We start from the raw sequence: 23,273 nt of genomic DNA, 5'->3' as shown, positions 1-23,273 counted from the left end.
CCTCATGGTCGCCGTGGCCGCCGTCGTGACCGTGACCGGCGCGGTCGCCGGGACGCTGTCCGCGCTGGAGGAGGACGACGCCGGCGGCGGCCGTGCGGACGAGGCCCGGCCGTCGGTGACGCGGTCGTTCCGGCCCGTCCACGAGCACGTCCCGCCGTCGCCCTCGCCCTCACCGCCGGTCTCGCGCACCGCGTCCGCGTCGTCCGCGTCGTCCGCGCCGCGGACGAGCCCGGCGCCCACGCCCACGCCGACCAAGGCCACCGGGGAACCGGGTACGGCCGCCCCGTCCGCCCGGCTCTACCGCCACCCCGGCTCCCAGGTGCTCGACTGGGTGACCGCCCACCCCGACGACCCGCGGCACGCGGTCATCGCCGACCGGATCGCCGACCGGCCCGCCGCCGTCTGGTTCGCCGACTTCACGCCGGACACCATCACCGCCCGGGTCCGCGCCGTCACCTCGGGCGGCGCGGCCCAGGGCCGGGTCCCGGTCCTCGTGCCGTACGCGGTCCCCGACCGCGACTGCGGCGGCCACTCCGAGGGCGGGGCACCCGACCTCGCGGCCTACGACGACTGGATCGACCGCTTCGCCGCCGGGCTGGGCCCGGAGGAGGTCATCGTGATCCTGGAGCCCGACTCGGTCGCCCAGGCCGGCTGCCTGTCCGCCGCCGGGCGCGCCGACCGCTTCGCCTCCCTCGCCCGCGCCGGCCGCGTCCTCAAGGAGGCCGGCCCCCGGACCCGGGTCTACTACGACGCCGGTCACTCCGGCTGGCACGCGCCCGGCAAGCAGGCCGGCTGGCTCAGGCAGGCGGGCGCCGCCTCGGCCGCCTCCTCCGACGGCGTCTTCAGCAACGTCTCCAACTTCCACACCACCGCCGACGAGACCGCCTACGACCGGGCGGTGCTGGACGCCCTCGGCGGACCGGCGCACCTGGGCGCCGTCGTCGACACCAGCCGCAACGGCAACGGCGCCCCGCCCGACGGAGCCTGGTGCGACCCGGCCGGACGCCGGATCGGCCGCGCCCCGACGCTGACCACCGGCGAGGACCGGATCGACGCCTACCTGTGGGTCAAGCTGCCGGGCGAGTCGGACGGCTGCAAGGGCAGCCCCGGCACGTTCAGCCCTTCCTACGCCTACGACCTGGCGCGCGGTCCCGGCCGCTGAGCCGTGTCTCGGCGATACCCCACGTACCATCTTCGAGGCGTGGACCAAGGGCCCTCCGACGAGAGGGCCAGGCCACGCGGGCAGACCCGGGCGCCCTGCGTCCTCGGGTCGATGTGAACGACTGACCGCTCATCTTGTACTTTTCCGTTCGGTAAGTACAGAACGGAGAGTAACGAATGTCCGGTTTCGGATGGAAGCTGCATGGAGACGGCAGGACTCTGGGACCAGGTGAGGTCGTCCGGCCGAACGAGCGGCTGACCTGGACCCGGACGATCGGGTTGGGCGCGCAGCACGTCGTCTCGATGATCGGTGCGTGTTTCGTCGCCCCGGTGCTCATGGGCCTCGACCCGAGCCTCGGCCTGATGGCCTCGGGCGTCGCCACGCTGCTGTTCCTCGTCCTCACGCGCGGGCGAGTCCCCAGCTACCTGGGCTCGTCGCTCTCCTTCGTCGGCGTCGCCGCCGTCATCGGCAGCCAGGGCGGCGGGCCGGCGGAGCTCACCGGCGCCCTGTTCGTCGTGGGGCTTGCCCTGGCCGTGGTCGGTCTCGTGGTCCAGCGCCTGGGCGCCAAGGTCATCCACGCGGTGCTGCCGCCTGCGGTGACGGGCGCCGTCGTCATGCTGATCGGCTTCAATCTGGCCCCGGTGGCCGCCTCCAGCTACTGGCCGCAGGACCAGTGGACGGCGCTCGCCACGATGCTCTTCACGGGCCTCGCCCTGGTCGTCCTGCGCGGCTTCTGGTCCCGCATCGCGATCTTCCTCGGCCTGGTCTTCGGCTACCTGCTCTCCTGGATCCTCGACCTCTCCCTGGGCAAGATCCACTCCATCGACGGCAGCGGCAAGGTCGTGGACCACTGGCGGCTGGACCTGACCGCGGTCAAGGAGGCCGCCTGGGTCGGCTTCCCCGACACGCACGCGCCCTCGTTCAGCGCCTCGGCCATCGTCGTGGCCCTCCCGGTGCTGATCGCCCTGGTCGCCGAGAACGCGGGTCACGTCAAGGCGGTCGGCGAGATGACCGGCGACCCCCTCGACGACAAGCTCGGCACCGCCATCGCGGCGGACGGCGCGGCCACCATGGTCTCCACGGTCGCCGGTGGCCCGGCCACCACCACGTACGCCGAGAACATCGGTGTCATGGCCGCCACTCGCGTGTACTCGACCGCCGCCTACATGTGCGCCGCGATCGTCGCCCTGTTCTTCGGCCTGTGCCCGAAGTTCGGCGCGTTCGTCGCCGCGATCCCGGGCGGAGTGCTGGGCGGCATCACCGTCATCCTCTACGGCATGATCGGCCTGCTCGGCGCGCAGATCTGGGTGCGCAACAAGGTCGACTTCAGTCAGCCGCTCAACCTGATCCCGGCCGCCGCCGGTGTCATCGTCGGTATCGGCGGCGTGACGCTGGAGATCACCGACAACTTCGAACTCAACGGCATCGCCCTCGGCACCCTCGTGGTGCTGACCGGCTACCACGCGCTGCGCTGGCTCTCGAAGGCCGCGGGCACCTCGCAGGGCGGGCTCCTGGACGCGGGGACGACGAGCTACGACGACTCGGGACAGGGTAGCGGGAAGGCGAACTGACGGGACGGACCGCGCCGGGCGTCTCGTGACGCGCCGGTCCCGCCGGAGCACGCGGCTGCGCGGGAACCGCCACGGACCTTTGTGATCCACGGGAGGCGCCGCAGGCCGCAGGCCGCATGCATGCGTAGCGGTAGGGCCTGCGCAGCCTCACATCCGGGCTCTCAGCACGTCGACCTCGCAGCCCGGAGCGAACGGGTCGAAGCCGTGCTCGATCAGCCAGCGGACCGCCAGCAGGCTGCGCAACGACCACCACGCGTGGATCACGTCGAGGTCGACGCCGGTGCCGTAGCCGGTGAGGACGTCGTCGAGGTGCTCCTCGTGCCCGAGCGTGAAGGTGGCGAGGTCGTACAGGGCATCGCCCTGGCCCGCCTCGGACCAGTCGATGATGCCCGTGACCTTGTCGCCGTCGACGAAGACGTGCGCGATCTGCAGGTCGCCGTGTGTGAACGCCGGGGTCCACGGCCTCAGCGCGGCCTCGGCGACCTGGCGGTTGCGGGCGACCAGGCCGGCGGGCAGGAGGCCGTCCGTCACGAGCGACTCGCAGGCGTCGTCGAGTTCCGCCGCCAGCGCGACGACGCTCCGGCCGGCCCTGCCCGGCCAGGGCGGCAGCGGCGCACCGTGCAGCTCGCGGATGGCGGCGCCCGCCGCGGCCCACGCCGCCGGCGCCCCGGTCGACGGCCCGCCGAGGCGTCCGAGCGTCGTCCCCGGGAGCGCGGCGACCGCGAGCACGGGCGGCTTGCGCCACAGGACCCTGGGGGTGGGGACCGGCGCGAGGGACATCGCCTCGACCTCGACGTCGATGCGCGTCTGATCGGCGTCCACCTTCAGGAACACGTCGCCGACCCGCAGGGTCGCGCGCTCGGAATGGGCGACGACGACTTCGACCTCATCCATGGGCGACCAGTATCCCGGGGGAGACCGCCGACGTCACCGGCGAGTGCGCCGACCCGGGCTCCCCACGGGCAGCCAGGATGGACGACCGGCCGAACGCGGGGAATCCGCACCGCACACCTCATGGCGTCATCGGAGACGGCGGACGGCGGACGGGACCGCACGCCAGCCGGAGACGCCCGCCGACCGCCGGGGACCCGCTATTTCGTGGCTCCCTGGGCGAACCCGTTGTAGATGTAGCGTTGGAGGAACAGGAAGATCACCAGGGTCGGCAGGATCACCAGGACGGCTCCGGCGGAGATGTTCTCCCAGTGCGCCCCGAACGGCCCCTTGAAGCGGAACAGGGCCGTCGACGTGGTTCCGAGTTCCTCCGAGGGCATGTAGAGGAACGGGATGTAGAAGTCGTTGTACGTGGTGATGCCCTTGATGATGACCACCGTGGCGATCGCCGGCTTGAGCAGGGGAAAGATGATCTCCCGGTAGATGGTGAAGGAGTTCGCGCCCTCGATCCGCGCCGCTTCGTCGAGGGACTTCGGGATCCCGCGGATGAACTGCAGGAAGATGTAGACGGACACGATGTCGGTGCCCATGTAGAGCAGGATCGGGGCCCAGCGGGTGTCGAACAGGCCGAAGCTGTTGACGACCTGGAAGGTGGCGACCTGGGTGGTCACGCCGGGAACCAGGGTCGCGATCAGGAACAGCGCCATGACCAGGGCCTTGAAGCGGAAGTCGAAGCGGTCGATGGCGTACGCCGTCATCGAGCCGATGATCACGGTGCCGGTGAGGGAGAACAGCAGGATGAACGCGGTGTTGCCGAAGGCCGTCAGCAGGTCGCCGTCGGTGAAGGCCGTGGCGTAGTTCGAGAAGTTCAGCCAGTCGTCCGGCAGGGACAGCGCGCCCCCTCCGTCCGAGATCTCACCGTAGGACTTCAGCGAGGTCAGGAACACCACCAGGAGCGGGACCAGGACCACCAGGGAGGCGACGATCAGCGACAGATAGGTGAGCGCGGTGCCGACGCGAAGGCGCCGGCGGGGGCGGTCCTGGGCGGGGGCGGTGAGGGTCATAGGCTTCCGGTTCTGCTCGGCGGACGGGGCCACCGCCTACGCCCGCGGCACCCGGGTCCTGGTGCGGCTGGACGCGGCGACGATGCGGCCGGCGCCGTGGAGCGAGGAGTTCAGGGCCGCCGGCCGGGAACTGCTGCGTCCGGCGGACTGACCTTCGCCGGGGTGCGGTCCCCGGCGCGCAGTACGCCCGCGAACGCCACCAGGCCGCAGGCCAGCACGGTCACCAGCCCGAACGACACCACCAGGCTGGTGGCCTCGGCCAGCCCGCCGATCGCGCTGGGCGCGATCAGCCCGGAGGTGTACGTGATGGTGGCGACGCCCGCGATGGCGAGGGACGGGTTGCTGCCGCTGCGGCCCGCCGCCGCGAAACAGAGCGGGACGACCACGGCGATGCCCAGGCCCAGCAGCGCGAAGCCGGTCATCGCCACCGCCGGGTGGCCGCCGATGACCACCAGCACGCCGCCGAGCGCGGCCAGCACACCGCTCACCCGGACCGAGCGCACCGCGCCGAACCGGTCCACGATCCGGTCGCCGGCGAACCGGGCCAGGGCCATGGTCAGCGTGAACCCGGTGGTGCACGCCGCCGCGAGCCCCGCCGAGGTGTCCAGCTGGTCCCGCAGGTAGACCGCCGACCAGTCCAGGCTCGCGCCCTCCGCGAAGACCGCGCAGAACCCGACCGCGCCGATCAGCACCGCCGACCTGGGCGGCAGCGCGAACCTCGGCGGGGCCTCCTCGTCCTCGGCGGGCTGGAGATCCAGTACCCAGGTGCACATGACCAGGCCGAGCACCGTCAGGACGGCGGCGGCCAGCAGATGGTGCAGCCGGGCGTCCGCGCCGAGGTGGGCGGCGAGCGTGCCGCCCGCCGAACCGATCAGGGCGCCCGCGCTCCACATGCCGTGCAGCCCCGACATGATCGACTTGTCGAGACGGTTCTCGACCTCGACGCCGAGCGCGTTCATCGCGACGTCGGACATGCCCGAGGTGGCCCCGTAGACGAACAGGGCGAGGCAGAGGGTGGCGAGGTTGGGGGCCAGCGAGGGCAGGGCCAGCGACAGCGTCCACAGGGCCAGCAGGCCGCGCAGGGCGGTGCGGGCGCCGAAGCGGTGGCTGATCCGGCCGGCCAGTGGCATGGCGAGGGAGGCGCCGAGCGCGGGGAAGGCCAGGGCCAGTCCCAGCTGGCCCGCGCTGACCCCGGCGTGGTCCTGGATCCAGGGGACCCGGGTCGCGAACGAGCCGGTGACCGAGCCGTGTACCGCGAAGACGGCCGCCACGGCGTAGCGGGCGCGCCGTACCTCACGCAGTTGGTAGACCACCGCACTCATTCTCGGGCCCCTCCGTCCTGTCCGCTCCCCGCACCGGGCGTGCGGCGGCGAGCGTGCGCGGCCGTGCCGTGGGCCGACCGCGGGCGTAAACTATCAGGAAGGTTGCCTTATAGATAGTGGGTATCCTCCGCGGGCCGCCCCGCCCGTCCATCTGGAAGGATCCCGGCATGCCCGCCACTCCGAGCACCGCCCGGGCCATCAACGACCGGCTCGCCCTCCGCCTGTTCCAGCGGGAAGGCCCGTTGACGGCCGCGCAGCTCAAGCAGTTCACCGGCCTGTCCCGGCCGTCCGTGGCCGACCTGGTCGAACGGCTCACCGCCGCCGGTCTGATCGAGGTGGTCGGCGAGGCGGGGGAGCAGCGCCGGGGCCCCAACGCCAAGCTGTACGGGATCGTCGCCGGGCTCGCCCACCTGGCCGCCCTCGACGTGCGCACCGAGGGCGTCTCCGTACTCGTGTCCGATCTGGTCGGCGGCGTGCTGGCCGAGGCGTCCGGGCCGATCCGCGACGACGCCGGGACCGGACCGGCGGTGGAGCAGGCGGTCGCGCTGGTGGAGCGGGCCGCCAAGGAGGCCGGGGCGGACCGGCTGCACACGGTGGGCATCGGCGCCCCGGGCCTGATCGACCCGGTCAGTGGCGACCTGCGCGACTCCGGCGGCCTGCCCGCCTGGCACCGCCGCCTGATGGCCGCCGTGCAGGAGCGGTTCCCCGAGTCCCGGGTCAGCGTCGAGAACGAGACCAACCTCGCCGCCCTGGCCGAACAGCGCGACGGCGCCGCCCGGGACCGGGACACGTTCGTACTGCTCTGGCTGGACCTCGGCATCGGCGCCGCGCTCGTCCTGGACGGGGCGCTGCGGCGGGGCGCCTCCGGGGGTGCCGGGGAGGTCGGCTTCCTGCCGGTGCCGGGCACGACCGGCCTGCCGTCGGCCACCGACTGCGACGGCGGCTTCCACTCACTGGCCTCGGCGTCGGCGATCGTCGCCCTCGCGGCGGAGCACGGGCTGCCGGTGCCGGCCGTCGGCCGGGCGGCGCCACCCGACCCGACGCACGCCTCCGCCCCGCTCCGTGCCGCGGCGCATGCCCCCGCCCTGGTCCGTGCCGCGGCGCGCGGCACGGACCAGGCCGCCGGACGCTTCCTCGACGTCCTCGCCGGCCGTGTCGCCCTCGGCGTCGCAGCCGTGGTCTCCGTCCTCGACCCCGGCTGCGTGGTACTGGCCGGGGAGGTCGGCCGCGCGGGCGGGGACGTGCTGGCCGGCCGAGTCCAGCGCCACCTGGCCCGGATGTCCCCGCTGCCCACGGAGGTACGGGCCGGTCTGCTGGGCGGCGAGGCCGTACTGCGCGGGGCACTGCTGACGGCCCGCGACCGCGCACAGGACGAACTGTTCGCACCACCGGGGAACTGAACCGGGCCCGCGCCACCGGACAGCGGGCCCGTATCACCGGGCAGTCGACCCGCAGCCCCCCGACAGTCCGGCCCGCATCACCGGACATCCGGCCCATCACTGGGCACCCGGCCCAGCCCTCCGAACGTCCGGCCTGCGCCACAAAAGCCCGGCCCAGCCCTCCGAACGTCCGGCCTGCGCCACAAAAGCCCGGCCCAGCCCTCCGAACACCCGGCCCGGCCCGCGCCACCGACCACCCGGCCCACCCCACCGAGCAACCAGTCCGCACCACCGACCACCCGGCCCGCCCCGCCGGACAGTCAGTCGCCCTCCGCGCTCCCTCGCGACGCCGCCAGCCACAGCAGTACGGCCGGCAGCACCACCGCCGTGCCCAGCAGCGCCATGAACCCCGCACCGCTCGCCGCCGACAGGGGCGCCAGATGCCCGGAGTGGAAGACCAGATGCGGCACCGAGGAGGCCAGGTAGGCGACCAGCGCGGTCAGGACCAGCCGCCGCTCCATCGTCGCCACCGCCGCGCACAGCACCACGGCGAGCGCGAGACCGGCCCCGCCGAAGTCCCGCAGCAGATGCTCGTTGTAGGGCGGCAGATGCGACACCCAGGGCCACTTCCAGAACAGCTCCGGCAGCACCAGCACCCACAGGCCGAGCACCAGTTGGGTGCCGGCGAGCACCCCGAGCCCCGCCCGCACCAGCCCGTCACGTCCGATCGTCCACCGCACGGCGGTAAGCCTTCCCCGCTGTCGGCCGCGTCCACCACGGACGGGGGTGGCCCGGCGGCGGGCAAGGGCCGTCGTCACCGCCGCCGGGCCGGTCACAAGGGGAGGTCGCGCAGACACTAGAGAGGACTAGACCACAGCGTCAATAGGTACGGTCCTGTCGCGGGCGGGAAGGCGGGCGGTGTGAGTCACCCCACAGCCCCCGCCCGTCTGGGTGACGATCAGACGTGGCACACTGGCCCTGTACCAGAAGCAGCGCACTCCGGGGTCGGTGAAAGTCCGAACCGGCGGTTACAGTCCGCGACCCGGTCGCCTCCAGCGGCCGGTTGACCAGGTGAAATTCCTGGACCGACGGTTAAAGTCCGGATGGGAGGCAGTGCGCGGCGGACGAGCCCATGTGCGCGTCGCCGGCTGTTTCGGACCCGTCCCCGAGGGACAGGTCCGACCGACGAGCGCCGTACCGGTGCCGTCGTCCGTACGTCCTGTCGGCTGTCGACAGATGCCCCGGAGTCCGTGCCCAAGAGGCAGGAGGACCCGGGAAGTGTTCACCGGAATCGTCGAAGAGCTGGGCGAGATCACCGCCGTAGAGACCCTCGGCGACGCCTGTCGCTTCCGACTGCGCGGCCCCGTCGTCACCGAGGACGCGCGACACGGGGACTCGATCGCCGTCAACGGCGTCTGCCTCACGGTCGTCGACCACGAGGGCGACGAGTTCACCGCCGACGTCATGGCCGAGACCCTGAACCGCTCCAGCCTCGGCGCCCTCGCCGTCGGCTCCCGCGTCAACCTGGAGCGCCCCACCGCCGTCGGCGCCCGCCTCGGCGGCCACATCGTGCAGGGCCACGTCGACGGCACCGGCGAGATCATCGAGCGCGAGCCCTCCGAGCACTGGGAGATCGTCAAGATCTCCCTCCCCGCCCAGCTCGCCCGCTACGTCGTCGAGAAGGGCTCCATCACCGTCGACGGCATCAGCCTCACCGTCGTCGAGGCCGGCCCCGACTTCTTCACCGTCAGCCTCATCCCGACCACCCTCGCCCTGACCACGCTCGGCGTGAAGCAGCCCGGCGACCCGGTCAACCTCGAAGTGGACGTCATCGCCAAGTACGTCGAGCGGCTGCTCGCCGGGCAGGGGGAGACCAAGTGAACTGGCTCAACTCCGAGGCGTTCGTCCTGTTCGACCAGCACATCAAGTGGTCGGACATGATCGGCAACGTGATCGGTCTGCTCGGCCTCGCCCTCGGCTGGCGCCGCTCGCTGTGGACCTGGCCGGTGCAGTTCCTCTCCGGTCTCATCCTCTTCGCCGCCTTCGCCACCGCCCACCTCTCCGGCAGCGCCGGCAAGCAGATCGTCGTCATGGTGGTCGCCGCGTACGGCTACTGGCAGTGGAACCGGGGCCGGCGGCAGGCCCAGGACGGCACCGTCGCCGTCCGCTTCGCCACCTGGCGCGAGCGCGCCGCGCTGCTCGGCGCCGCCGCCGTCGGCACCCTCGCCGTCGGCGGCCTGTTCACCGCCTACCCGAGCCTGTCCTGGGACCCCTGGCCGGACGCCTACGTCTTCGTCGGCACCATCGTCGCCATGTACGCCCAGGCGCGCGGCATGGTCGAGTTCTGGTTCGCCTGGCTCCTGGTCGACCTGGTCGGCGTCCCGCTGAACTTCGCCAACGGCTTCGCCTTCTCCGGCTTCGTCTACGTCATCTACGGCGCGCTCGTCCTGTGGGGCCTGCGCGACTGGTGGCTGCGCTCCCGAAGGGGTCCGCGGCCCGTCATGGAAGGAGCGCCCGCATGAGCGCGGCACCTGTCCTCCACAGCGCCGACGGCCCCGAGGACCTGATCCTCGACCCCGTCGAGCAGGCCGTCGCCGACATCGCCGCCGGCCGGCCGGTCGTGGTCGTCGACGACGCCGACCGGGAGAACGAGGGCGACCTCGTCATCGCCGCCGAGAAGGCGACCGAGGAAGTCGTCGCCTTCATGATGAGCGAGTGCCGCGGCCTGATCTGCGCCCCCCTGGAGGGCGACGAACTGGACCGGCTCCGCCTCCCGCAGATGGTCGAGGACAACACCGAGTCGATGAAGACCGCGTTCACGGTCTCCGTGGACGCGACCGCCGCCCACGGCGTCACCACCGGCATCTCCGCCGCCGACCGCGCCACCACGCTCCGCCTGCTGGCGAGCGGCACCGCCGACCCCACCGACCTGGTCCGCCCCGGCCACGTCTTCCCGCTGCGCGCCCGCCCCGGCGGCGTCCTGGTCCGCGACGGCCACACCGAGGCCGCCGTCGACCTCGCCCGCCTCGCGGGACTGCGCCCGGCCGGTGCCATCGTCGAGATCGCCGGCGAGGACGGCCGGATGCTCAGGCTGCCCGAGCTGATCCCGTTCGCCCGCAAGCACGGCCTGACGATCATCTCCATCGAGGACCTGATCGCCTACCGGCGCAGCGCCGAACCCACCGTCCGGCGCGAGGCCGAGGTCCGCCTGCCCACCGCCCACGGCACCTTCACCGCGTACGGCTACCGCTCCACCGTCGACGGCGTCGAGCACGTCGCCCTGGTCCACGGTGACCTCGGCGACGGCGCCGACGTCGTCGTCCGCATCCACTCCGAGTGCCTGACCGGCGACGTCTTCGGCTCCCAGCGCTGCGACTGCGGCCCCCAGCTGGACGCCTCGCTGGCCCGCATCCAGGCCGAGGGCCGGGGCGTGGTCGTCTACCTGCGCGGCCACGAGGGCCGCGGCATCGGCCTGATGTCCAAACTGCGCGCCTACGAGCTCCAGGAGCGCGGCCGGGACACCCTGGACGCCAACCTCGAACTCGGCCTGCCCGCCGACGCCCGGGACTACGGCGCCGGCGCCCAGATCCTCAAGGACCTCGGCGTGCGCGGCGTCCGCCTGCTGACCAACAACCCCGACAAGAGCGACGCGCTGGCCCGGCACGGACTCACCGTCACCGGCCGCGAACCGATGCCCGTCCAGGCGGGCGAGCACAACCTCCGCTACCTGCGCACCAAGCGGGACCGGATGGGACACGACCTGCCCTGGCTGGACACCACCACCGTGTCCACCTGCGGCAACCAGTAAGCACGAAAAAGCGCGAAAACGTACGAGAGAGACACCGAGGAGAGACGTGAGCGGCAAGGGCGCACCGGACCTGTCCGTACGCAATGTGGGTGACCTGAGGGTCGCCGTCATCGCGGCGCAGTGGCACGAGAAGGTGATGGACGGACTGGTGGACGGCGCGCTGCGCGCCCTGCACGAGCTGGGCATCAGCGAGCCGACCCTGCTCAGGGTCCCCGGCAGCTGGGAACTGCCGGTGGTCGCCAAGGGCCTCGCCGAGCGCGGCTACGACGCGATCGTCGCCCTCGGCGTGGTCATCCGGGGTGGCACCCCGCACTTCGAGTACGTCTGCCAGGGCGTCACCCAGGGCCTCACCCAGGTCTCCGTCGACACCGGCGTCCCCGTCGGCTTCGGCGTCCTGACCTGCGACACCGAGGAACAGGCCCTGGACCGGGCCGGCATCGAGGGCTCCAGCGAGGACAAGGGCCACGAGGCGGTGACGGCGGCGGTGGCGACGGCGGCGACGCTGCGTTCCGTATCCGAGCCCTGGCGCCAGGGCGGTCCGCACAACCCGTAGAGTGGACGCCACCATGTCCAAGAAGACGTTCGAGGAGCTGTTCACCGAGCTCCAGCACAAGGCCGCCCACGGCGATCCCGCCACCTCCCGCACCGCCGAGCTGGTCGACAAGGGCGTCCATGCCATCGGCAAGAAGGTCGTCGAGGAGGCCGCCGAGGTCTGGATGGCCGCCGAGTACGAGGGCAAGGAAGCGGCCGCCGAGGAGATCTCCCAGCTGCTGTACCACGTCCAGGTGATGATGGTCGCCCGCGGCATCTCCCTGGACGACGTCTACGCCCACCTGTGAACCGACCCACCACCCCCCTTTGAGCAAAGGAAGCCGACCTCATGCTGCGCATCGCCGTCCCCAACAAGGGTTCCCTCTCCGGCCCTGCGGCGGACATGCTCCATGAGGCCGGCTACCGGCAGCGCCGCGAGTCCAAGGAACTGCGCATCGTCGACCCGGGCAACGAGGTCGAGTTCTTCTACCTCCGCCCCCGTGACATCGCGATCTACGTCTCCTCCGGCCGGCTCGACATCGGCATCACCGGCCGCGACCTGCTGGTCGACTCCGGCGCCGACGCCGAGGAGATCCTCCCCCTCGGCTTCGCCCGCTCCACGTTCCGCTACGCCGGCAAGCCGGGCGCGGCCACCGGCGTCGAGGACCTCAAGGGCAAGACGGTCGCCACCTCCTACGAGGGCATCGTCGCCCGGCACCTCGCCGACAGCGGTGTCGACGCCTCCGTCGTCCACCTCGACGGCGCCGTCGAGACCGCGATCGAGCTGGGCGTCGCCGAGGTCATCGCGGACGTCGTCGAGACCGGCACCTCGCTGCGCAACGCCGGCCTTGAGGTCTTCGGCGAGCCGATCATGAAGTCCGAGGCGGTCGTCATCCGGCGCACCGGCGCCGACACCGAGGACGCCAAGGCCCAGCAGTTCCTGCGCCGCCTCCAGGGCGTCCTGGTGGCCCGGACGTACGTGATGATGGACTACGACTGCCGGGTCGAGCAGCTGGAGAGGGCCGTCGCGCTCACCCCGGGCCTGGAGTCCCCGACCATCTCCCCGCTGCACAACGAGGGCTGGGTCGCCGTCCGCGCGATGGTCCCCGCCCGCGACGCCCAGCGGATCATGGACGACCTGTACGAGATCGGCGCCCGGGCCATCCTCACCACGGCCATCCACGCCTGCCGCCTCTGACCACTCCGTCTGTCCACCTCCGTCTGACCACCTCCGGAGCGATCTCATGGCGGACGCCACCCCCGGGCGGACCAGCGGCGGGCAGCCGGAGCTGCCCGCCCTGCCCGTCACCTTCCGGCCGGGCCGCACCCGCGCCGTCCTGCTCGCCGCCGCCGTCGTGCTGTTCGTGGTCCTCACGACCGTCGCGATGCTGCTCAAGGGCCTCGGTCCGGGCGAGCGCGCCAGCTTCGTGCTGACCGCGCTGCTCCTGGACGCCGTGCTGCTGATCCTCGCCCGGCCCAAGGCCGTCGCTGAGGAGTCCGGCGTCACCGTCGTCAACCTCACCCGCCGGCGCCGGCTGGAGTGGGCGGAGATCGTCCGGGTCAACCTCCGTTCCGGCGACCCCTGGGTCTTCCTCGACCTGAGCGACGGCACCAGTCTGCCCGTGCTCGGCATCCAGCCCGGCATCGCCAAGCAGCGGGCCGTCGCCGACGCCCGCACCCTGCGGGCGCTCGCCGAGGCCCGCTCGGCCGGCGACCCGGGGGCGTGAGCCACCCGCTCCCGGGCGCCCCCGAGGTGCGCTCCGGAGCGTCCCGGGGGCGGATCGGGGACCGCTCGGGGCCGTCCACCCTGCCGCACCCGCCCCGTTCGTGATTAATCTGGAGGGCGGCGGCGCGACAGGAGCGCCTCCGCCCCTGTCGCTCCGCCCGGTGCACAGGGGTTCCTGCTACCCGAGGAGTGACTCCCTCCGGCGATGGACGGATCGTCCTGCAGTACCTGCGCCGCCCCCGGTCGTGACACGACACAGGCGGCGGCATCATGACCATCCCCCTGCTGCTCCTGGCAGCCGCTCTCCTGCTGATCCTCGCCAACGGATTCTTCGTGGCGGCCGAGTTCGGCCTGGTGACCGTCGAGCGCGCGGACGCCGAGCGGGCCGCCGCCGACGGTGACCGGCGGGCCCACCGCGTCGTCGAGTCCCTGAAGGAGCTGTCCTTCCAGCTCTCCGGCACCCAGCTCGGCATCACCATCACCTCCCTCGTCGTCGGCATGCTCGCCGAACCGGCGCTCGCCCAGCTCCTGGACGGCCCGTTCACCGCCGTCGGCATACCCGAGGGCGCGGTGCCCGGCGTGGCCGTCGTCGTCGGCATGCTGCTCGCCTCGGCCGTGCAGATGGTGATCGGCGAGCTGGTGCCCAAGAACTGGGCGGTGTCCCGGCCGTTGCAGGTCGCCCGCTTCGTGGCCGGCCCGCAGCACGCCTTCGCCCGGCTGTTCCGCCCGGTCATCGCCGCGCTGAACACCGTCGCCAACCGGCTCGTGCGCACCCTCGGCGTCGAACCGGCCGAGGAACTGGCCTCCGCCCGCACCCCCGGCGAACTGGTCTCCCTGGCCCGGCACTCGGCGCGGGCCGGCGCCCTGGAACAGGACACCGCCGACCTGTTCGTGCGGACCCTGTCCCTGGGCGAGCTGACCGCGCAGCACGTCATGACCCCGCGCGTGAAGGTCAGCGCCCTGCACTCCTCGGCCACCGCCGAGGACGTGGTCAACCTGACCCGCGCCACCGGACTGTCCCGCTTCCCCGTCTACCGGCGGCGGATCGACGAGGTCGTCGGCATGGTCCACCTCAAGGACGCCCTCGCGGTACGGGCCCACGAACGGCTGCGCACCCCCGTCGCGAGCATCGCCCGCCCGGCGCTGCTGGTCCCCGAGACCCTGCCCGTGCGGCCACTGCTGGCCCGGCTGCGCAGCGAGCAGCCCATCGCGGTCGTCGTCGACGAGTACGGCGGCACGGCCGGCGTCGTGACCCTGGAGGACATCGTCGAGGAGATCGTCGGCGAGGTCCGCGACGAGCACGACGGGCAGGACCTGCCCGAACTCGCCGTGGCCCCGCCCGAGGACGGCCGGCCCGCCTGGGACGCCGACGGCAGCTGCCGCGTCGACGTCCTGCGCCGCGTCGGCCTGGAAGTGCCCGAGGGGCCGTACGAGACCGTCGCCGGCCTCGTCGCGGACCTGCTCGGCCGCATCCCCGCCGTCGGCGACCGCGCGGAACTGCCCGGCTGGCGGCTGTCCGTGCGCCGGGTCGGGCACTACCGCGCCGAACGGGTACGGCTCGTGCGCACGGCACCCGCCGCCGTACCGGCCGTGGAGACAGCGGAGACAGTGGAGACCACAAGGACCACGGAGAGCGCAAAGCCCCCAGTGACCCCAGAGACCCCAGAGATCGCGGAGATCGCGGAGATCACGGAGACCGTAGGGACAGTGGAGACCGCGGAGGCCGTCCGGTGAGCGTCCTCCAACTCCTGCTGGCCGCGCTGCTGGTGCTCGCCAACGGCTTCTTCGTGGGTGCCGAGTTCGCGCTGGTCTCGGTGCGCCGCAGCCAGATCGAGCCGCTCGGCACCGCCCGCGCCCGCCAGGTGCTGCACGGCCTGGAGCACCTGCCGCAGATGATGGCCGCCGCGCAGTTCGGCATCACCGTCTGCTCGCTCACCCTCGGCGCCGTCGCCGAACCGACCGTCGCCCACCTGCTGGAGCCGGTCTTCACCTGGATCCACCTCCCGCACGGCGTGATCCACCCGCTCGGTTACGTCATCGCGCTGGCCCTCGTGGTCTTCTGCCACCTGGTCATCGGCGAGATGGTCCCGAAGAACCTGGCGATGGCCGCCCCCGAGAAGGCCGCGCTGTGGCTCAGCCCCGGCCTGGTCGCCTTCGCCCGGCTCTGCCGGCCGGTCACGGCCGCCCTCGGCGCCTGCGCCCAAGGCGTCCTCCGGCTGTTCCGGGTCGAGCCCAAGGACGAGGTCGAGGCCGTCTTCACCAGCGAGCAGCTCAACCGGCTGGTCGAGGACGCGGGACAGGCCGGTCTCCTCGACCCCGAGGAGCAGGAGCGCCTGGAGGACGCCCTGGAACTGGGCTCCCGCCCGGTCACGGACGTGCTCCTCAAGGGCGAGTCCTGGGTGACGGTCAGCCCGTCGGTCACGCCGGGCAGGATCGTCGAGCTGACCGCGCGCACCGGGTACTCCCGCTTCCCGGTCGCCGCCGAGAACGGCGCCTTCATGGGCTATCTGCACGTCAAGGACGTCCTGGACCTGGAGGACTCCGACCGGGCCGTACCCCAGCAGGTCTGGCGCCCCATGACCACCCTGCGGCCCGAACTGCCGCTCGACGACGCGCTCACCGTGATGCGCCGGGCGGCCACCCACCTCGCCCAGGTGGTCGACACGGGCGGCCGGGTGCTCGGCCTGGTCGCCCTGGAGGACGTACTGGAGCTGCTGGTGGGCGAGGTGCGGGACCCGGCGCACCGGGAGACGGCCCAGGCGACCGAGGCGACGGTGGCCGAGCCGCGCGCCGGCGGGTCCCCCGAGGAGGTGCTCGCCCAGACCACGCGCGTCACAGCGCCGACGGGTCCTGGGGCCCGCGTCCGGAGAGCACCTCCCCGTACGCCTGCATCAGGTCCGGCAGCCGCAGCGTGGCCAGATCCTCGCGGGTGAGCGCACCGGGATAGGCGGACAGCCGCAGATCCCGGTACGCGCAGCTCTTCTCGTACAGCGTCCGCAGGAACCGCCCGTTGCCCAGCTCGTCGATCCACCCCTGCTCGACGACGTGCCCGGCGATCGAGCGCAGCTCGTCCAGGGCCTCCTCGTCCCACAGGTCGCCGTTCTCGGCGGCCAGCACCTCGCCGATCGCGGTCAGCTCGGAGGGGCGGTAGGACGGGAAGTCCACGCGGGTGGTGAACCGGGAGGAGAGCCCCGGGTTGGCGGCGAGCAGGCGGTCCATGCCCTCCGGGTAGCCGGCCAGGATCACCACGAGGTGGTCGCGGTTGTCCTCGGCCCGCTTCAGCAGCACCTGGAGGGCCTCGTCGCCGTAGGCGTCGCCCTTGCCGTAGCCGGAGTTGGACAGGGCGTACGCCTCGTCGACGAAGAGGACGCCGCCGAGCGCGGAGTCGATCAGCTCGTTGGCCTTCACGGCGGTCTGCCCGAGGTACTCGCCGACCAGGTCGGCCCGCTGCGCCTCCACCAGGTGGTCGCCGCCGAGCAGTCCGAGGGCGTAGAAGACGCGGCCCAGGATGCGGGCCACGGTGGTCTTGCCGGTGCCGGAGGGGCCGGAGAAGACGAAGTGCCGTTTCGGCGGCTGGACCGGCAGGCCCTGCCCGGCCCGCAGCCGCGCCATGTTCAGCTGTGCCGACAACGCCTTGACCTGCCGCTTCACCGGCTCCAGGCCCACCATCCGCTCCAGCTCGGCGAGCGCCTGCTCCAGTAAACGCGGATCGGTGGGACCGGTGGGCAGGGACGGGTCGGGCGCCGCGGTCTTGTGCCGCACCGAGGGGTCGGCCGCCGCGGGCGGGGCGGAGGCGGACGGTCCGAAGGCGGACAGTTTCAGATCCCGTTCCTCGGTGCCGAAGAGCGGGTCAATGCTGTCGGGGCCCTCGAGGCCGTCCGCGGAGTCCTGCCCGGCGCCGGACAGGGTCAGTGCCGCCAGGTCCCCGGCGTCCTCGTACTCGTCGCCCTCGGCGATCGCCGCCAGCCGCGCCGAGGTGTCCATGAACCCGGGATCGACCCGGTGCACCGCCCGGTACAGCGGCAGGGCGGCGGCGCTGCGGCCGGTGCCCTCGCGGGAGCGGGCCAGCCAGTAGCGCAGCTCCTTGCGCTGCGGCTGCTCGCTGCGGCACCGCATCAGCGCCCTGGCCAGCAGCGGTTCGGCCTGCCCATACATCTCCAGGCGGACCCGGGCCATGCCGCCGAACAGGCCCGCCTCGATGCCCAGCAGCGGGTCGCCGAGCAGCGGATCGGTGTGCCGGACGAGCTGCTCCCAGTCCTTGACGAGATAGGCCCGGCAGGCGTGCAGGAAACGGACGTGGTGGTCGGTGTCCACCGGCGGCAGCCCGGCCAGCGCCCGGTCCAGCTCCGGGACGTGGCGGCCGTCCAGCCAGTGCGAGGCGTGCGCGAGCAGGAGGTCGCGCGGGCTCTCCAGCACGGGCTGCACCCACCAGCCCAGCCAGTACCAGGAGTTGAGCGTACGGTCGTGCCGGGCGCGCTGTTCGCCGAAACGGTCCCGGTGCCGGAACATCCTGAGCAGCGCGGCCGTCGTGTCGACGCGCAGCGCGTGCAGTCCGAGCCATCCGTCGGCCATGCCCGGATCGATCCGCACCGCGGTCCGGAACTCCTCCTCCGCCTGCGGATAGGCGCCCATCGTGTAGGCGTCCACGCCTCGCAGCCAGGCGAGGTCGGCCGGGGCCGGCGGGCCCTGCGTGCCGAAGTCCATCACGTCCCCCACAAACCGTGCCCCCGTCGGTATGCCACCGGGCCGTGGCCCGCCTTGCTCCGACCGCTGAACCGCTGTGCCCCGGAACGGAGTTGCCAGGTGCCCGGGGCAGTCGTCCGCGGGCCGCACCGAGGGCATCGTACCCGCGGGGGTCTTCCCTCCGAAGAGGGCCGTGACATGCGGTTGCGCGGGGTGGGAGCAGACGGGGCGCAGGGGAGCGCGGTGACCGAGGGTAAGCGGTCGGCGCCACCGGGCACGCCGAAAAGGGGTGATGTGGACAGAACGAAGCCCCCGATCACGGGGGAACAACCGGGGGCTTCGTGTCTGTCGGCGACCCCGAAAGGCCGCACATTGAGAACGTAAGACCTGTACGGCCCTTGGGTCAAGCCGAGTTGGGACTTCCCGGGAACTTGCCAGGTGGGCGTCTTCACGAGTTCCACACAATGGTGGTGGCCGGTCACTGCGTGTGAGGGTTCGGCATCTGCGGCCCCGTCCCGGCAGGCCCAGGGAGTACCTCGTACCCCTCTTGTTCCTTTTGCCTCGAACGCACCAGCAGGTCGGCATGGGGGCGCGAAGGGTCACGGAGGAAGTGCTCGCGCTCGGCCGGGACCCACCCGTCCCAGAACTCCCGCTGTTCCTCGCCGTCGCGGGCCCGTCCCCTCGCCCACGCCTCCTCGGGCGGCAGCTCCAGCCACAGCAGCGCGGCGAGCCAGGGGCGCAGCGCCCGCCGGCCCGCGCCCACGCCTTCCATCAGGACCACCGGGGCCGGCGGCAGCGCGCGGGGCGGGCCGAAGCGCCGGGCGCGCCAGTCGTAGGGGGTGTAGTGGGCGGTTCCGCCCCGGCTGAGCGGCTCGATCACCTGGTCGAGGAGTCGGCCGGTCCAGTCGAACAGTTCCCCGTGGCTGGCGATGTCGTCGAGGTGCAGCACCGGCGCGTCACCGAGCGCCCGCGCCAGCCCCCCGGCGAACGTGGACTTCCCGGAGCCCGCGTGTCCGTCGACACCGATCAGACGGACCGGGCCGCAGGACGGGGGCAGCCGGCGCAGGCGGGAGGCTAGTGCGTGGATGACGGGTCCCGGGGGAGTGGGCGGCGGTCGGTCGCGCAGCACTCTAACCGCCGCCGTCCCGCATCCTCCGGGGCGCCTGCGGCGAAGGGCGGTACGGGCGGGCGTGGCGTGGGCGAAACGCTGGCAGCGGCGGGCGGCGGCGGGCCATAGTTGGCGCACAGCCGTGCAAGGACCTGCCCCGACTCGGACACCTGGGGGTCTTCCGCCCATGAGCAGAGCCGAACAGCCGTCCCGCAGAACCGTCCTGGCCGTCGCGGTCGCCGCCGCGGCAGCGGGCGCCGTCACCCCGGCCGCCGTCTCCCCGGCCGCGGCGGTCCCGGCCCCCGCCGGCCCCGCTGCCGACGCGGACACCGGCGGCGCGGACACCGCCCGCCGGGTCGACCACCGTTCCTGGACCACGTACCGCGACTGGCGCGGCGGAACCGCGCGGGGTACCCGTGCCGTCGCGGGCGACCGTCCCGGCCTCGTGCTCGGCAGCCCCGCCGGGACCGTGTCCTACACCGACCCGCACACCGGCCGGAGCGCCGACTGGGAGTACGCGACCTGGACCTCGCCCGTCCACCGGCTCGCCGTGCCCGCGACGGAGGCCGTCGTCTCCTGGAACGCCCACACCCCGGACGGCACCTGGCTCCAGGCCGAACTGCGGGGCACCTACTCCGACGGCACGGACACCCCCTGGTACGTGATGGGCCGCTGGGCCGCGGGCGACCAGGACATCCGGCGCACCTCGGTGGACGACCAGAGCGACGGCAGGAGCAGCGTCTGGACGGACACCTGCTCCATCGACGACGCCTCGACGGGCCTGCGCCTGGCCTCCTGCCGGCTCCGCCTGACGCTGTACCGCCGGCCCGGCACGCCCGCCACCCCCGCCGTCCGGCGGCTCGACGTGATGGGCTCGGACGTCCCCGACCGCTTCACCGTCCCCGCCTCCGCCCCGGGCCTCGCCCGGGAACTGGCGGTCCCGCGCTACTCGCAGGAGATCCACAAGGGCCAGTACCCCGAGTACGACAACGGCGGCGAGGCCTGGTGCAGCCCCACCTCCTCCCAGATGGTCATCGAGTACTGGGGCGGCCGGCTCACGGACGGACAACTGGCCTGGGTCGACCCCTCGTACGCCGACCCCCAGGTGTGCCACGCGGCCCGCCACACCTTCGACCACCAGTACGCCGGCTGTGGCAACTGGCCGTTCAACGCCGCCTACGCGGCCACCTTCGACGGCCTCCAAGGCGTGGTCACCCGGCTCGGCTCGCTCACCGACGTGGAGAAGCTGATCGCGGCCGGCATCCCGGTCATCACCTCCCAGTCGTTCCTGGCCGAGGAGCTGACCGGCGCCGGCTACGGCACCGCCGGGCACCTGATGACGGTGATCGGCTTCACCGCCGACGGCGACGTGATCGCCAACGACCCGGCCTCCGAGAGCAACGAGGCGGTGCGGCGCGTCTACCGGCGGCGCGAGTGGGAGAACATCTGGCTCAGGACCAAGCGGTACAACGCCTCCGGCAACGTCGCCTCGGGCACCGGCGGCGTCTGCTACCTGTTCTTCCCGGCCCAGCCGACCCCGCACCAGCGCGCGGCGCTCGCGGCGGTGGGCGTGCGCTGAGACCGTCCGGTGGCGGGCCCCGGCCGCACGGGCCGGGGCCCGCCCTGTGACCGACATCTCTGCCGCGACGGCGCTTTTCGGTGGCAAGGTGGAGGGATCGGTGGGGGGAAGCCACCCGGTAAGTCCGACCTCTGCGAGAAGCCATGACCGCACACAGCGCCACTGCCACCCGCGTCCGCACCGGCGGCCCCCAGGAGGACGGTCCCCAGATCCTGGAGCACGTCATGGGCTGGACCCTCGTCGTGGTCGTCGCCATGCTCGTGGTCCAGCTCGGCCTGCTGTGACCTGACCCACGTCCCGGCTGCCATACTGCCAAGGTCCGCAGCCCGCCGCAGACCAGGGTCGATCTTGGATACCAGCCAGCAGAGCGCCGAACCGCCCACCCCGGCTCCGCGAGCCGGACACGCCCCGTCCCGGGCCCGCGGTACCGAGCGCTCGCTGGCCCGCCGCGGCGAACTCATCGCCATCGGCCGGAGCCTGTTCGCCGACACCCCCTACGACGCGCTCTCGATGGACGACATCGCCCGCGAGGCACGTGTCGCCAAAGGGCTGATCTACTACTACTTCGGCTCCAAGCGCGGCTACTACCTGGCGATCGTCCAGGACGCGGTGGCCGACCTGGTGACCTTCGCGGCCGGCGGCCTCGATCTCGCGCCGGTGGACCGGGTGCATCGCACCGTCGACGGCTACCTGCGCTACGCCGAGCACAACCAGGCCGCGTACCGCACCATCGTCTCCGGCGGCGTCGGCTTCGACGCCGAGGTGCACGCCGTCCGGGACCAGGTGCGCGAGGCGATCGTCACCACCCTCGCCGAGGGCGCCTACGGCCGCGCCGACATCTCGCCGCCGGCCCGCATGGGCCTGCTCGCCTGGGTGTGCGGGGCGGAGGGCGCCACCCTGGACTGGATCGGCCGCCCCGAACTGTCCCGCGAGACCATGTGCGCCCTGCTGGTGAAGACCCTCGGCGGCGCCCTGCGCGCCATCGAGGAAGTGGACCCGGCCCATCCGGCACCGGAGCCCGCCCGCCGCGACGGAAGGGCTCCCTGAGGCACGAGGGTCAGCTGATCGCCTTGATCAGCTCACCGTCCGCCGTGTCTCCGCTCAGCTCCCAGAAGAACGTGCCGGCCAGGCCCTCCTGCTCCTTGTACGTCATCTTGCCCGCGACGGTCTCAGGGGTGTCGTAACTCCACCAGTCGGCGCCGCACTTGGCGTACGCCGTGCCGGCCACGGTGCCGGTCGCCGGGCACTTCTCCCTCAGCACCTTGTAGTCCTCGATGCCCTGCTCGTACGTCCCCGCCGCCGGGCCGGTCGCGCTGCCGCCCGGAGCCTCCTGGGTGACGCCGGTCCAGCCGCGTCCGTAGAAACCGATGCCGAGCAGCAGCTTGCCGGACGGGATGCCGAGGCCCTTGAGCTTCGCGATCGTCGCCAAGGTGTGGAAGTCCGCCTTCGGGATGCCGTCGTAGGAGGTGAGGGGGGAGTGCGGGGCGGTCGGCCCGGTGGCGTCCCAGGCGCCGAAGAAGTCGTACGTCATCGGGTTGTACCAGTCGACGTACTGCGCGGCGCCCGCGTAGTCGGTCGCGTCGATCCGCCCGCCGGAGGTCGCGTCGGCGGTGATCGCCGCGGTGACCAGGTACTCGCTGCCGAACTCGGCGCGCAGCGCCGCCATCAGCTCCCCGAACGCCTCCCGGCCGCTGGTGTCGCAGGTCAGGCCGCAGGCGTTGGGGTACTCCCAGTCGATGTCGATGCCGTCGAAGACATCGGCCCACTGCGAGTTCTCGACCAGGTCGTGGCAGGACTGGGCGAACGCGGCCGGGTCCTTCGCCGCCTCGGCGAAGCCGCCGGACCAGGTCCAGCCGCCGAAGGACCACAGGACCTTGAGGTCCGGGTGCTTCTGCTTCAGCTTGAGGAGCTGGTTGAAGTTCCCCTTCAGGGGCTGGTCCCAGGTGTCGGCGACCCCGTCGACCGACTCGTCCGCCGTGTACGCCCGGTCGGTCGCCGCGTAGGAGTCGCCCAGGGCGCACTTGCCGCCGGTGACGTTGCCGAAGGCGTAGTTGATGTGGGTGAGTTTCTCGGCCGAGCCGGAGGTCTCGATGTTCTTGACGTGGTACTTCCGGTCGTAGGTGCCCCATTCGGTGAAGTAGCCGACGGCCTTGGAGCCGGCGGCGGCCCGCTCGGCCGTGGGGGCGGCGCTCGCGGTGCCCGCGCCGGCCAGCAGCCCGGCGCCGAGCGCGGCGGTGCAGAGCGCGGAGACGACTCTCCTCAGGCGGGGGTGGTTCGGGAAGTGCATCGGGTTGGCTCCTCGTGGGGGGAGAGGGACGCGCCGATTGGCATGAACGCGGTAAGGCGTTGGGCGGTCACAGTAGGAGGACTAGACCAGTCCGGTCAATGGTTCGGACCATCTTCCGAATGGCCGCGTTCCGTTTGCGGTCCCCGCCGGGCGCCCTCAGCA

The 23,273-nt window shown here is 72.6% G+C and carries 22 protein-coding genes, 1 pseudogene and 1 riboswitch; of the genes and pseudogenes, 16 read left to right on the top strand and 7 right to left on the bottom strand.

The genetic code is table 11. From position 1 onward, the window contains the following. Positions 1-4 precede the first annotated feature (4 nt). Together ACZ3IG_RS23455 and ACZ3IG_RS23450 are read left to right on the top strand one after the other, a co-directional pair. Entirely contained in the window at positions 5-1,162 is a 1,158-nt protein-coding gene (locus ACZ3IG_RS23455; protein WP_467434659.1) for a glycoside hydrolase family 6 protein, read from the top strand. A gap of 176 nt (positions 1,163-1,338) precedes the next feature. Next, entirely contained in the window at positions 1,339-2,733 is a 1,395-nt protein-coding gene (locus tag ACZ3IG_RS23450; RefSeq protein ID WP_467434459.1) for a uracil-xanthine permease family protein, read from the top strand. A 147-nt stretch (positions 2,734-2,880) separates the two neighbouring features. Here the strand turns inward: ACZ3IG_RS23450 and ACZ3IG_RS23445 are convergent, their stop codons facing one another. Together ACZ3IG_RS23445 and ACZ3IG_RS23440 are read right to left on the bottom strand one after the other, a co-directional pair. Then, entirely contained in the window at positions 2,881-3,627 is a 747-nt protein-coding gene (locus ACZ3IG_RS23445; RefSeq protein ID WP_467434458.1) for a phosphotransferase family protein, read from the bottom strand. A 197-nt stretch (positions 3,628-3,824) separates the two neighbouring features. Next, positions 3,825-4,688 carry a carbohydrate ABC transporter permease gene (locus ACZ3IG_RS23440; protein WP_467434457.1) on the bottom strand — a complete coding sequence of 288 codons (864 nt, stop codon included), beginning with the start codon at positions 4,686-4,688 and terminating at the stop codon, positions 3,825-3,827. A 1-nt stretch (position 4,689) separates the two neighbouring features. Here ACZ3IG_RS23440 and ACZ3IG_RS23435 point away from each other — a divergent pair. Continuing rightward, positions 4,690-4,839, top strand: a pseudogene (locus ACZ3IG_RS23435) (acyl-CoA thioesterase); the annotation flags it as partial. Here ACZ3IG_RS23435 and ACZ3IG_RS23430 read toward each other — a convergent pair. Continuing rightward, on the bottom strand, positions 4,799-6,010 hold the full coding sequence (locus ACZ3IG_RS23430; protein WP_467434455.1) for an MFS transporter: 1,212 nt from the start codon (positions 6,008-6,010) through the stop codon (positions 4,799-4,801). The pseudogene ACZ3IG_RS23435 and the gene ACZ3IG_RS23430 overlap by 41 nt on opposite strands. A 167-nt stretch (positions 6,011-6,177) precedes the next feature. On the opposite strand from ACZ3IG_RS23430, the gene ACZ3IG_RS23425 reads away from it, so the two are divergent. After that, the gene (locus tag ACZ3IG_RS23425) at positions 6,178-7,410 is read left to right on the top strand and encodes an ROK family transcriptional regulator (protein WP_467434453.1); all 1,233 of its coding nucleotides are present in this window, start codon (positions 6,178-6,180) and stop codon (positions 7,408-7,410) included. Between the two features lie 299 nt (positions 7,411-7,709). Here ACZ3IG_RS23425 and ACZ3IG_RS23420 read toward each other — a convergent pair whose 3' ends face one another. Then, on the bottom strand, positions 7,710-8,129 hold the full coding sequence (locus ACZ3IG_RS23420) for a hypothetical protein (RefSeq protein ID WP_467434451.1): 420 nt from the start codon (positions 8,127-8,129) through the stop codon (positions 7,710-7,712). Between the two features lie 250 nt (positions 8,130-8,379). Beyond that, positions 8,380-8,510: riboswitch (FMN riboswitch) on the top strand. Positions 8,511-8,667: 157 nt separating this feature from the next. Here ACZ3IG_RS23420 and ACZ3IG_RS23415 point away from each other — a divergent pair. The 9 genes from ACZ3IG_RS23415 (at position 8,668) to ACZ3IG_RS23375 (ending at position 16,387) form a co-directional block, all read left to right on the top strand. Beyond that, the gene (locus tag ACZ3IG_RS23415) at positions 8,668-9,270 is read left to right on the top strand and encodes a riboflavin synthase (RefSeq protein ID WP_467434449.1); all 603 of its coding nucleotides are present in this window, start codon (positions 8,668-8,670) and stop codon (positions 9,268-9,270) included. Beyond that, a complete protein-coding gene (locus ACZ3IG_RS23410; RefSeq protein WP_215167974.1) occupies positions 9,267-9,911 on the top strand; it encodes a nicotinamide mononucleotide transporter family protein in 645 nt (214 codons plus the stop codon). Before ACZ3IG_RS23415 ends, ACZ3IG_RS23410 begins: the two co-directional genes overlap by 4 nt. After that, the gene (locus ACZ3IG_RS23405) at positions 9,908-11,197 is read left to right on the top strand and encodes a bifunctional 3,4-dihydroxy-2-butanone-4-phosphate synthase/GTP cyclohydrolase II (protein WP_467434447.1); all 1,290 of its coding nucleotides are present in this window, start codon (positions 9,908-9,910) and stop codon (positions 11,195-11,197) included. The genes ACZ3IG_RS23410 and ACZ3IG_RS23405 overlap by 4 nt, the downstream gene beginning before the upstream one ends. Before the next feature lie 46 nt (positions 11,198-11,243). Continuing rightward, positions 11,244-11,750 carry a 6,7-dimethyl-8-ribityllumazine synthase gene (ribH, locus tag ACZ3IG_RS23400; RefSeq protein ID WP_215167976.1) on the top strand — a complete coding sequence of 169 codons (507 nt, stop codon included), beginning with the start codon at positions 11,244-11,246 and terminating at the stop codon, positions 11,748-11,750. Between the two features lie 13 nt (positions 11,751-11,763). Beyond that, a complete protein-coding gene (locus ACZ3IG_RS23395) occupies positions 11,764-12,036 on the top strand; it encodes a phosphoribosyl-ATP diphosphatase (protein ID WP_004990764.1) in 273 nt (90 codons plus the stop codon). A gap of 41 nt (positions 12,037-12,077) precedes the next feature. After that, on the top strand, positions 12,078-12,926 hold the full coding sequence (gene hisG, locus ACZ3IG_RS23390) for an ATP phosphoribosyltransferase (RefSeq protein ID WP_467434445.1): 849 nt from the start codon (positions 12,078-12,080) through the stop codon (positions 12,924-12,926). A gap of 46 nt (positions 12,927-12,972) precedes the next feature. Beyond that, positions 12,973-13,455 carry a PH domain-containing protein gene (locus ACZ3IG_RS23385; RefSeq protein WP_467434444.1) on the top strand — a complete coding sequence of 161 codons (483 nt, stop codon included), beginning with the start codon at positions 12,973-12,975 and terminating at the stop codon, positions 13,453-13,455. Between the two features lie 269 nt (positions 13,456-13,724). Continuing rightward, entirely contained in the window at positions 13,725-15,188 is a 1,464-nt protein-coding gene (locus tag ACZ3IG_RS23380) for a hemolysin family protein (RefSeq protein WP_467434443.1), read from the top strand. Beyond that, positions 15,185-16,387, top strand: a complete 1,203-nt coding sequence (locus ACZ3IG_RS23375; RefSeq protein ID WP_467434441.1) for a hemolysin family protein — start codon at positions 15,185-15,187, stop codon at positions 16,385-16,387. The genes ACZ3IG_RS23380 and ACZ3IG_RS23375 overlap by 4 nt, the downstream gene beginning before the upstream one ends. On the opposite strand, the gene ACZ3IG_RS23370 is transcribed toward ACZ3IG_RS23375, so the two are convergent. Next, positions 16,287-18,158, bottom strand: a complete 1,872-nt coding sequence (locus ACZ3IG_RS23370; protein ID WP_467434440.1) for an AAA family ATPase — start codon at positions 18,156-18,158, stop codon at positions 16,287-16,289. The two genes, ACZ3IG_RS23375 and ACZ3IG_RS23370, sit on opposite strands and share 101 nt — an antisense overlap. Positions 18,159-18,615: 457 nt before the next feature. Then, positions 18,616-19,266, bottom strand: coding sequence for a uridine kinase family protein (locus ACZ3IG_RS23365; protein ID WP_467434438.1), 651 nt, complete (start codon positions 19,264-19,266; stop codon positions 18,616-18,618). Between the two features lie 166 nt (positions 19,267-19,432). Between ACZ3IG_RS23365 and ACZ3IG_RS23360 the strand changes: the two genes are divergently transcribed. The 3 genes from ACZ3IG_RS23360 (at position 19,433) to ACZ3IG_RS23350 (ending at position 21,871) form a co-directional block, all read left to right on the top strand. Then, on the top strand, positions 19,433-20,824 hold the full coding sequence (locus tag ACZ3IG_RS23360; RefSeq protein ID WP_467434437.1) for a peptidase C39 family protein: 1,392 nt from the start codon (positions 19,433-19,435) through the stop codon (positions 20,822-20,824). A gap of 143 nt (positions 20,825-20,967) precedes the next feature. Beyond that, complete coding sequence (locus ACZ3IG_RS23355; RefSeq protein ID WP_462703777.1) at positions 20,968-21,108, top strand: SCO1431 family membrane protein; 141 nt, start codon at positions 20,968-20,970, stop codon at positions 21,106-21,108. A gap of 64 nt (positions 21,109-21,172) precedes the next feature. Then, a complete protein-coding gene (locus ACZ3IG_RS23350; RefSeq protein ID WP_467434435.1) occupies positions 21,173-21,871 on the top strand; it encodes a TetR/AcrR family transcriptional regulator in 699 nt (232 codons plus the stop codon). Between the two features lie 10 nt (positions 21,872-21,881). Here ACZ3IG_RS23350 and ACZ3IG_RS23345 read toward each other — a convergent pair whose 3' ends face one another. Further along, positions 21,882-23,111, bottom strand: a complete 1,230-nt coding sequence (locus ACZ3IG_RS23345; RefSeq protein ID WP_467434433.1) for a glycoside hydrolase family 18 protein — start codon at positions 23,109-23,111, stop codon at positions 21,882-21,884. Positions 23,112-23,273: the final 162 nt, after the last annotated feature.

It is taken from the genome of Streptomyces sp. NPDC016677, assembly GCF_055562815.1.
Note: the sequence above shows the minus strand (reverse complement) of the source record. Positions and strands in the feature narration are given on the sequence as shown.

Bases quoted from the DNA above. Each gene is read 5' to 3' on its own strand.
- ACZ3IG_RS23455 (WP_467434659.1), top strand. From the start codon at position 5: ATGGTCGCCGTGGCCGCCGTCGTGACCGTGACCGGCGCGGTCGCCGGG.
- ACZ3IG_RS23450 (WP_467434459.1), top strand. From the start codon at position 1,339: ATGTCCGGTTTCGGATGGAAGCTGCATGGAGACGGCAGGACTCTGGGA.
- ACZ3IG_RS23445 (WP_467434458.1), bottom strand. From the start codon at position 3,627: ATGGATGAGGTCGAAGTCGTCGTCGCCCATTCCGAGCGCGCGACCCTG.
- ACZ3IG_RS23440 (WP_467434457.1), bottom strand. From the start codon at position 4,688: ATGACCCTCACCGCCCCCGCCCAGGACCGCCCCCGCCGGCGCCTTCGC.
- ACZ3IG_RS23430 (WP_467434455.1), bottom strand. From the start codon at position 6,010: ATGAGTGCGGTGGTCTACCAACTGCGTGAGGTACGGCGCGCCCGCTAC.
- ACZ3IG_RS23425 (WP_467434453.1), top strand. From the start codon at position 6,178: ATGCCCGCCACTCCGAGCACCGCCCGGGCCATCAACGACCGGCTCGCC.
- ACZ3IG_RS23405 (WP_467434447.1), top strand. From the start codon at position 9,908: ATGAGCGCGGCACCTGTCCTCCACAGCGCCGACGGCCCCGAGGACCTG.
- ACZ3IG_RS23395 (WP_004990764.1), top strand. From the start codon at position 11,764: ATGTCCAAGAAGACGTTCGAGGAGCTGTTCACCGAGCTCCAGCACAAG.
- hisG (WP_467434445.1), top strand. From the start codon at position 12,078: ATGCTGCGCATCGCCGTCCCCAACAAGGGTTCCCTCTCCGGCCCTGCG.
- ACZ3IG_RS23385 (WP_467434444.1), top strand. From the start codon at position 12,973: ATGGCGGACGCCACCCCCGGGCGGACCAGCGGCGGGCAGCCGGAGCTG.
- ACZ3IG_RS23380 (WP_467434443.1), top strand. From the start codon at position 13,725: ATGACCATCCCCCTGCTGCTCCTGGCAGCCGCTCTCCTGCTGATCCTC.
- ACZ3IG_RS23370 (WP_467434440.1), bottom strand. From the start codon at position 18,158: ATGGACTTCGGCACGCAGGGCCCGCCGGCCCCGGCCGACCTCGCCTGG.
- ACZ3IG_RS23360 (WP_467434437.1), top strand. From the start codon at position 19,433: ATGAGCAGAGCCGAACAGCCGTCCCGCAGAACCGTCCTGGCCGTCGCG.
- ACZ3IG_RS23355 (WP_462703777.1), top strand. From the start codon at position 20,968: ATGACCGCACACAGCGCCACTGCCACCCGCGTCCGCACCGGCGGCCCC.
- ACZ3IG_RS23345 (WP_467434433.1), bottom strand. From the start codon at position 23,111: ATGCACTTCCCGAACCACCCCCGCCTGAGGAGAGTCGTCTCCGCGCTC.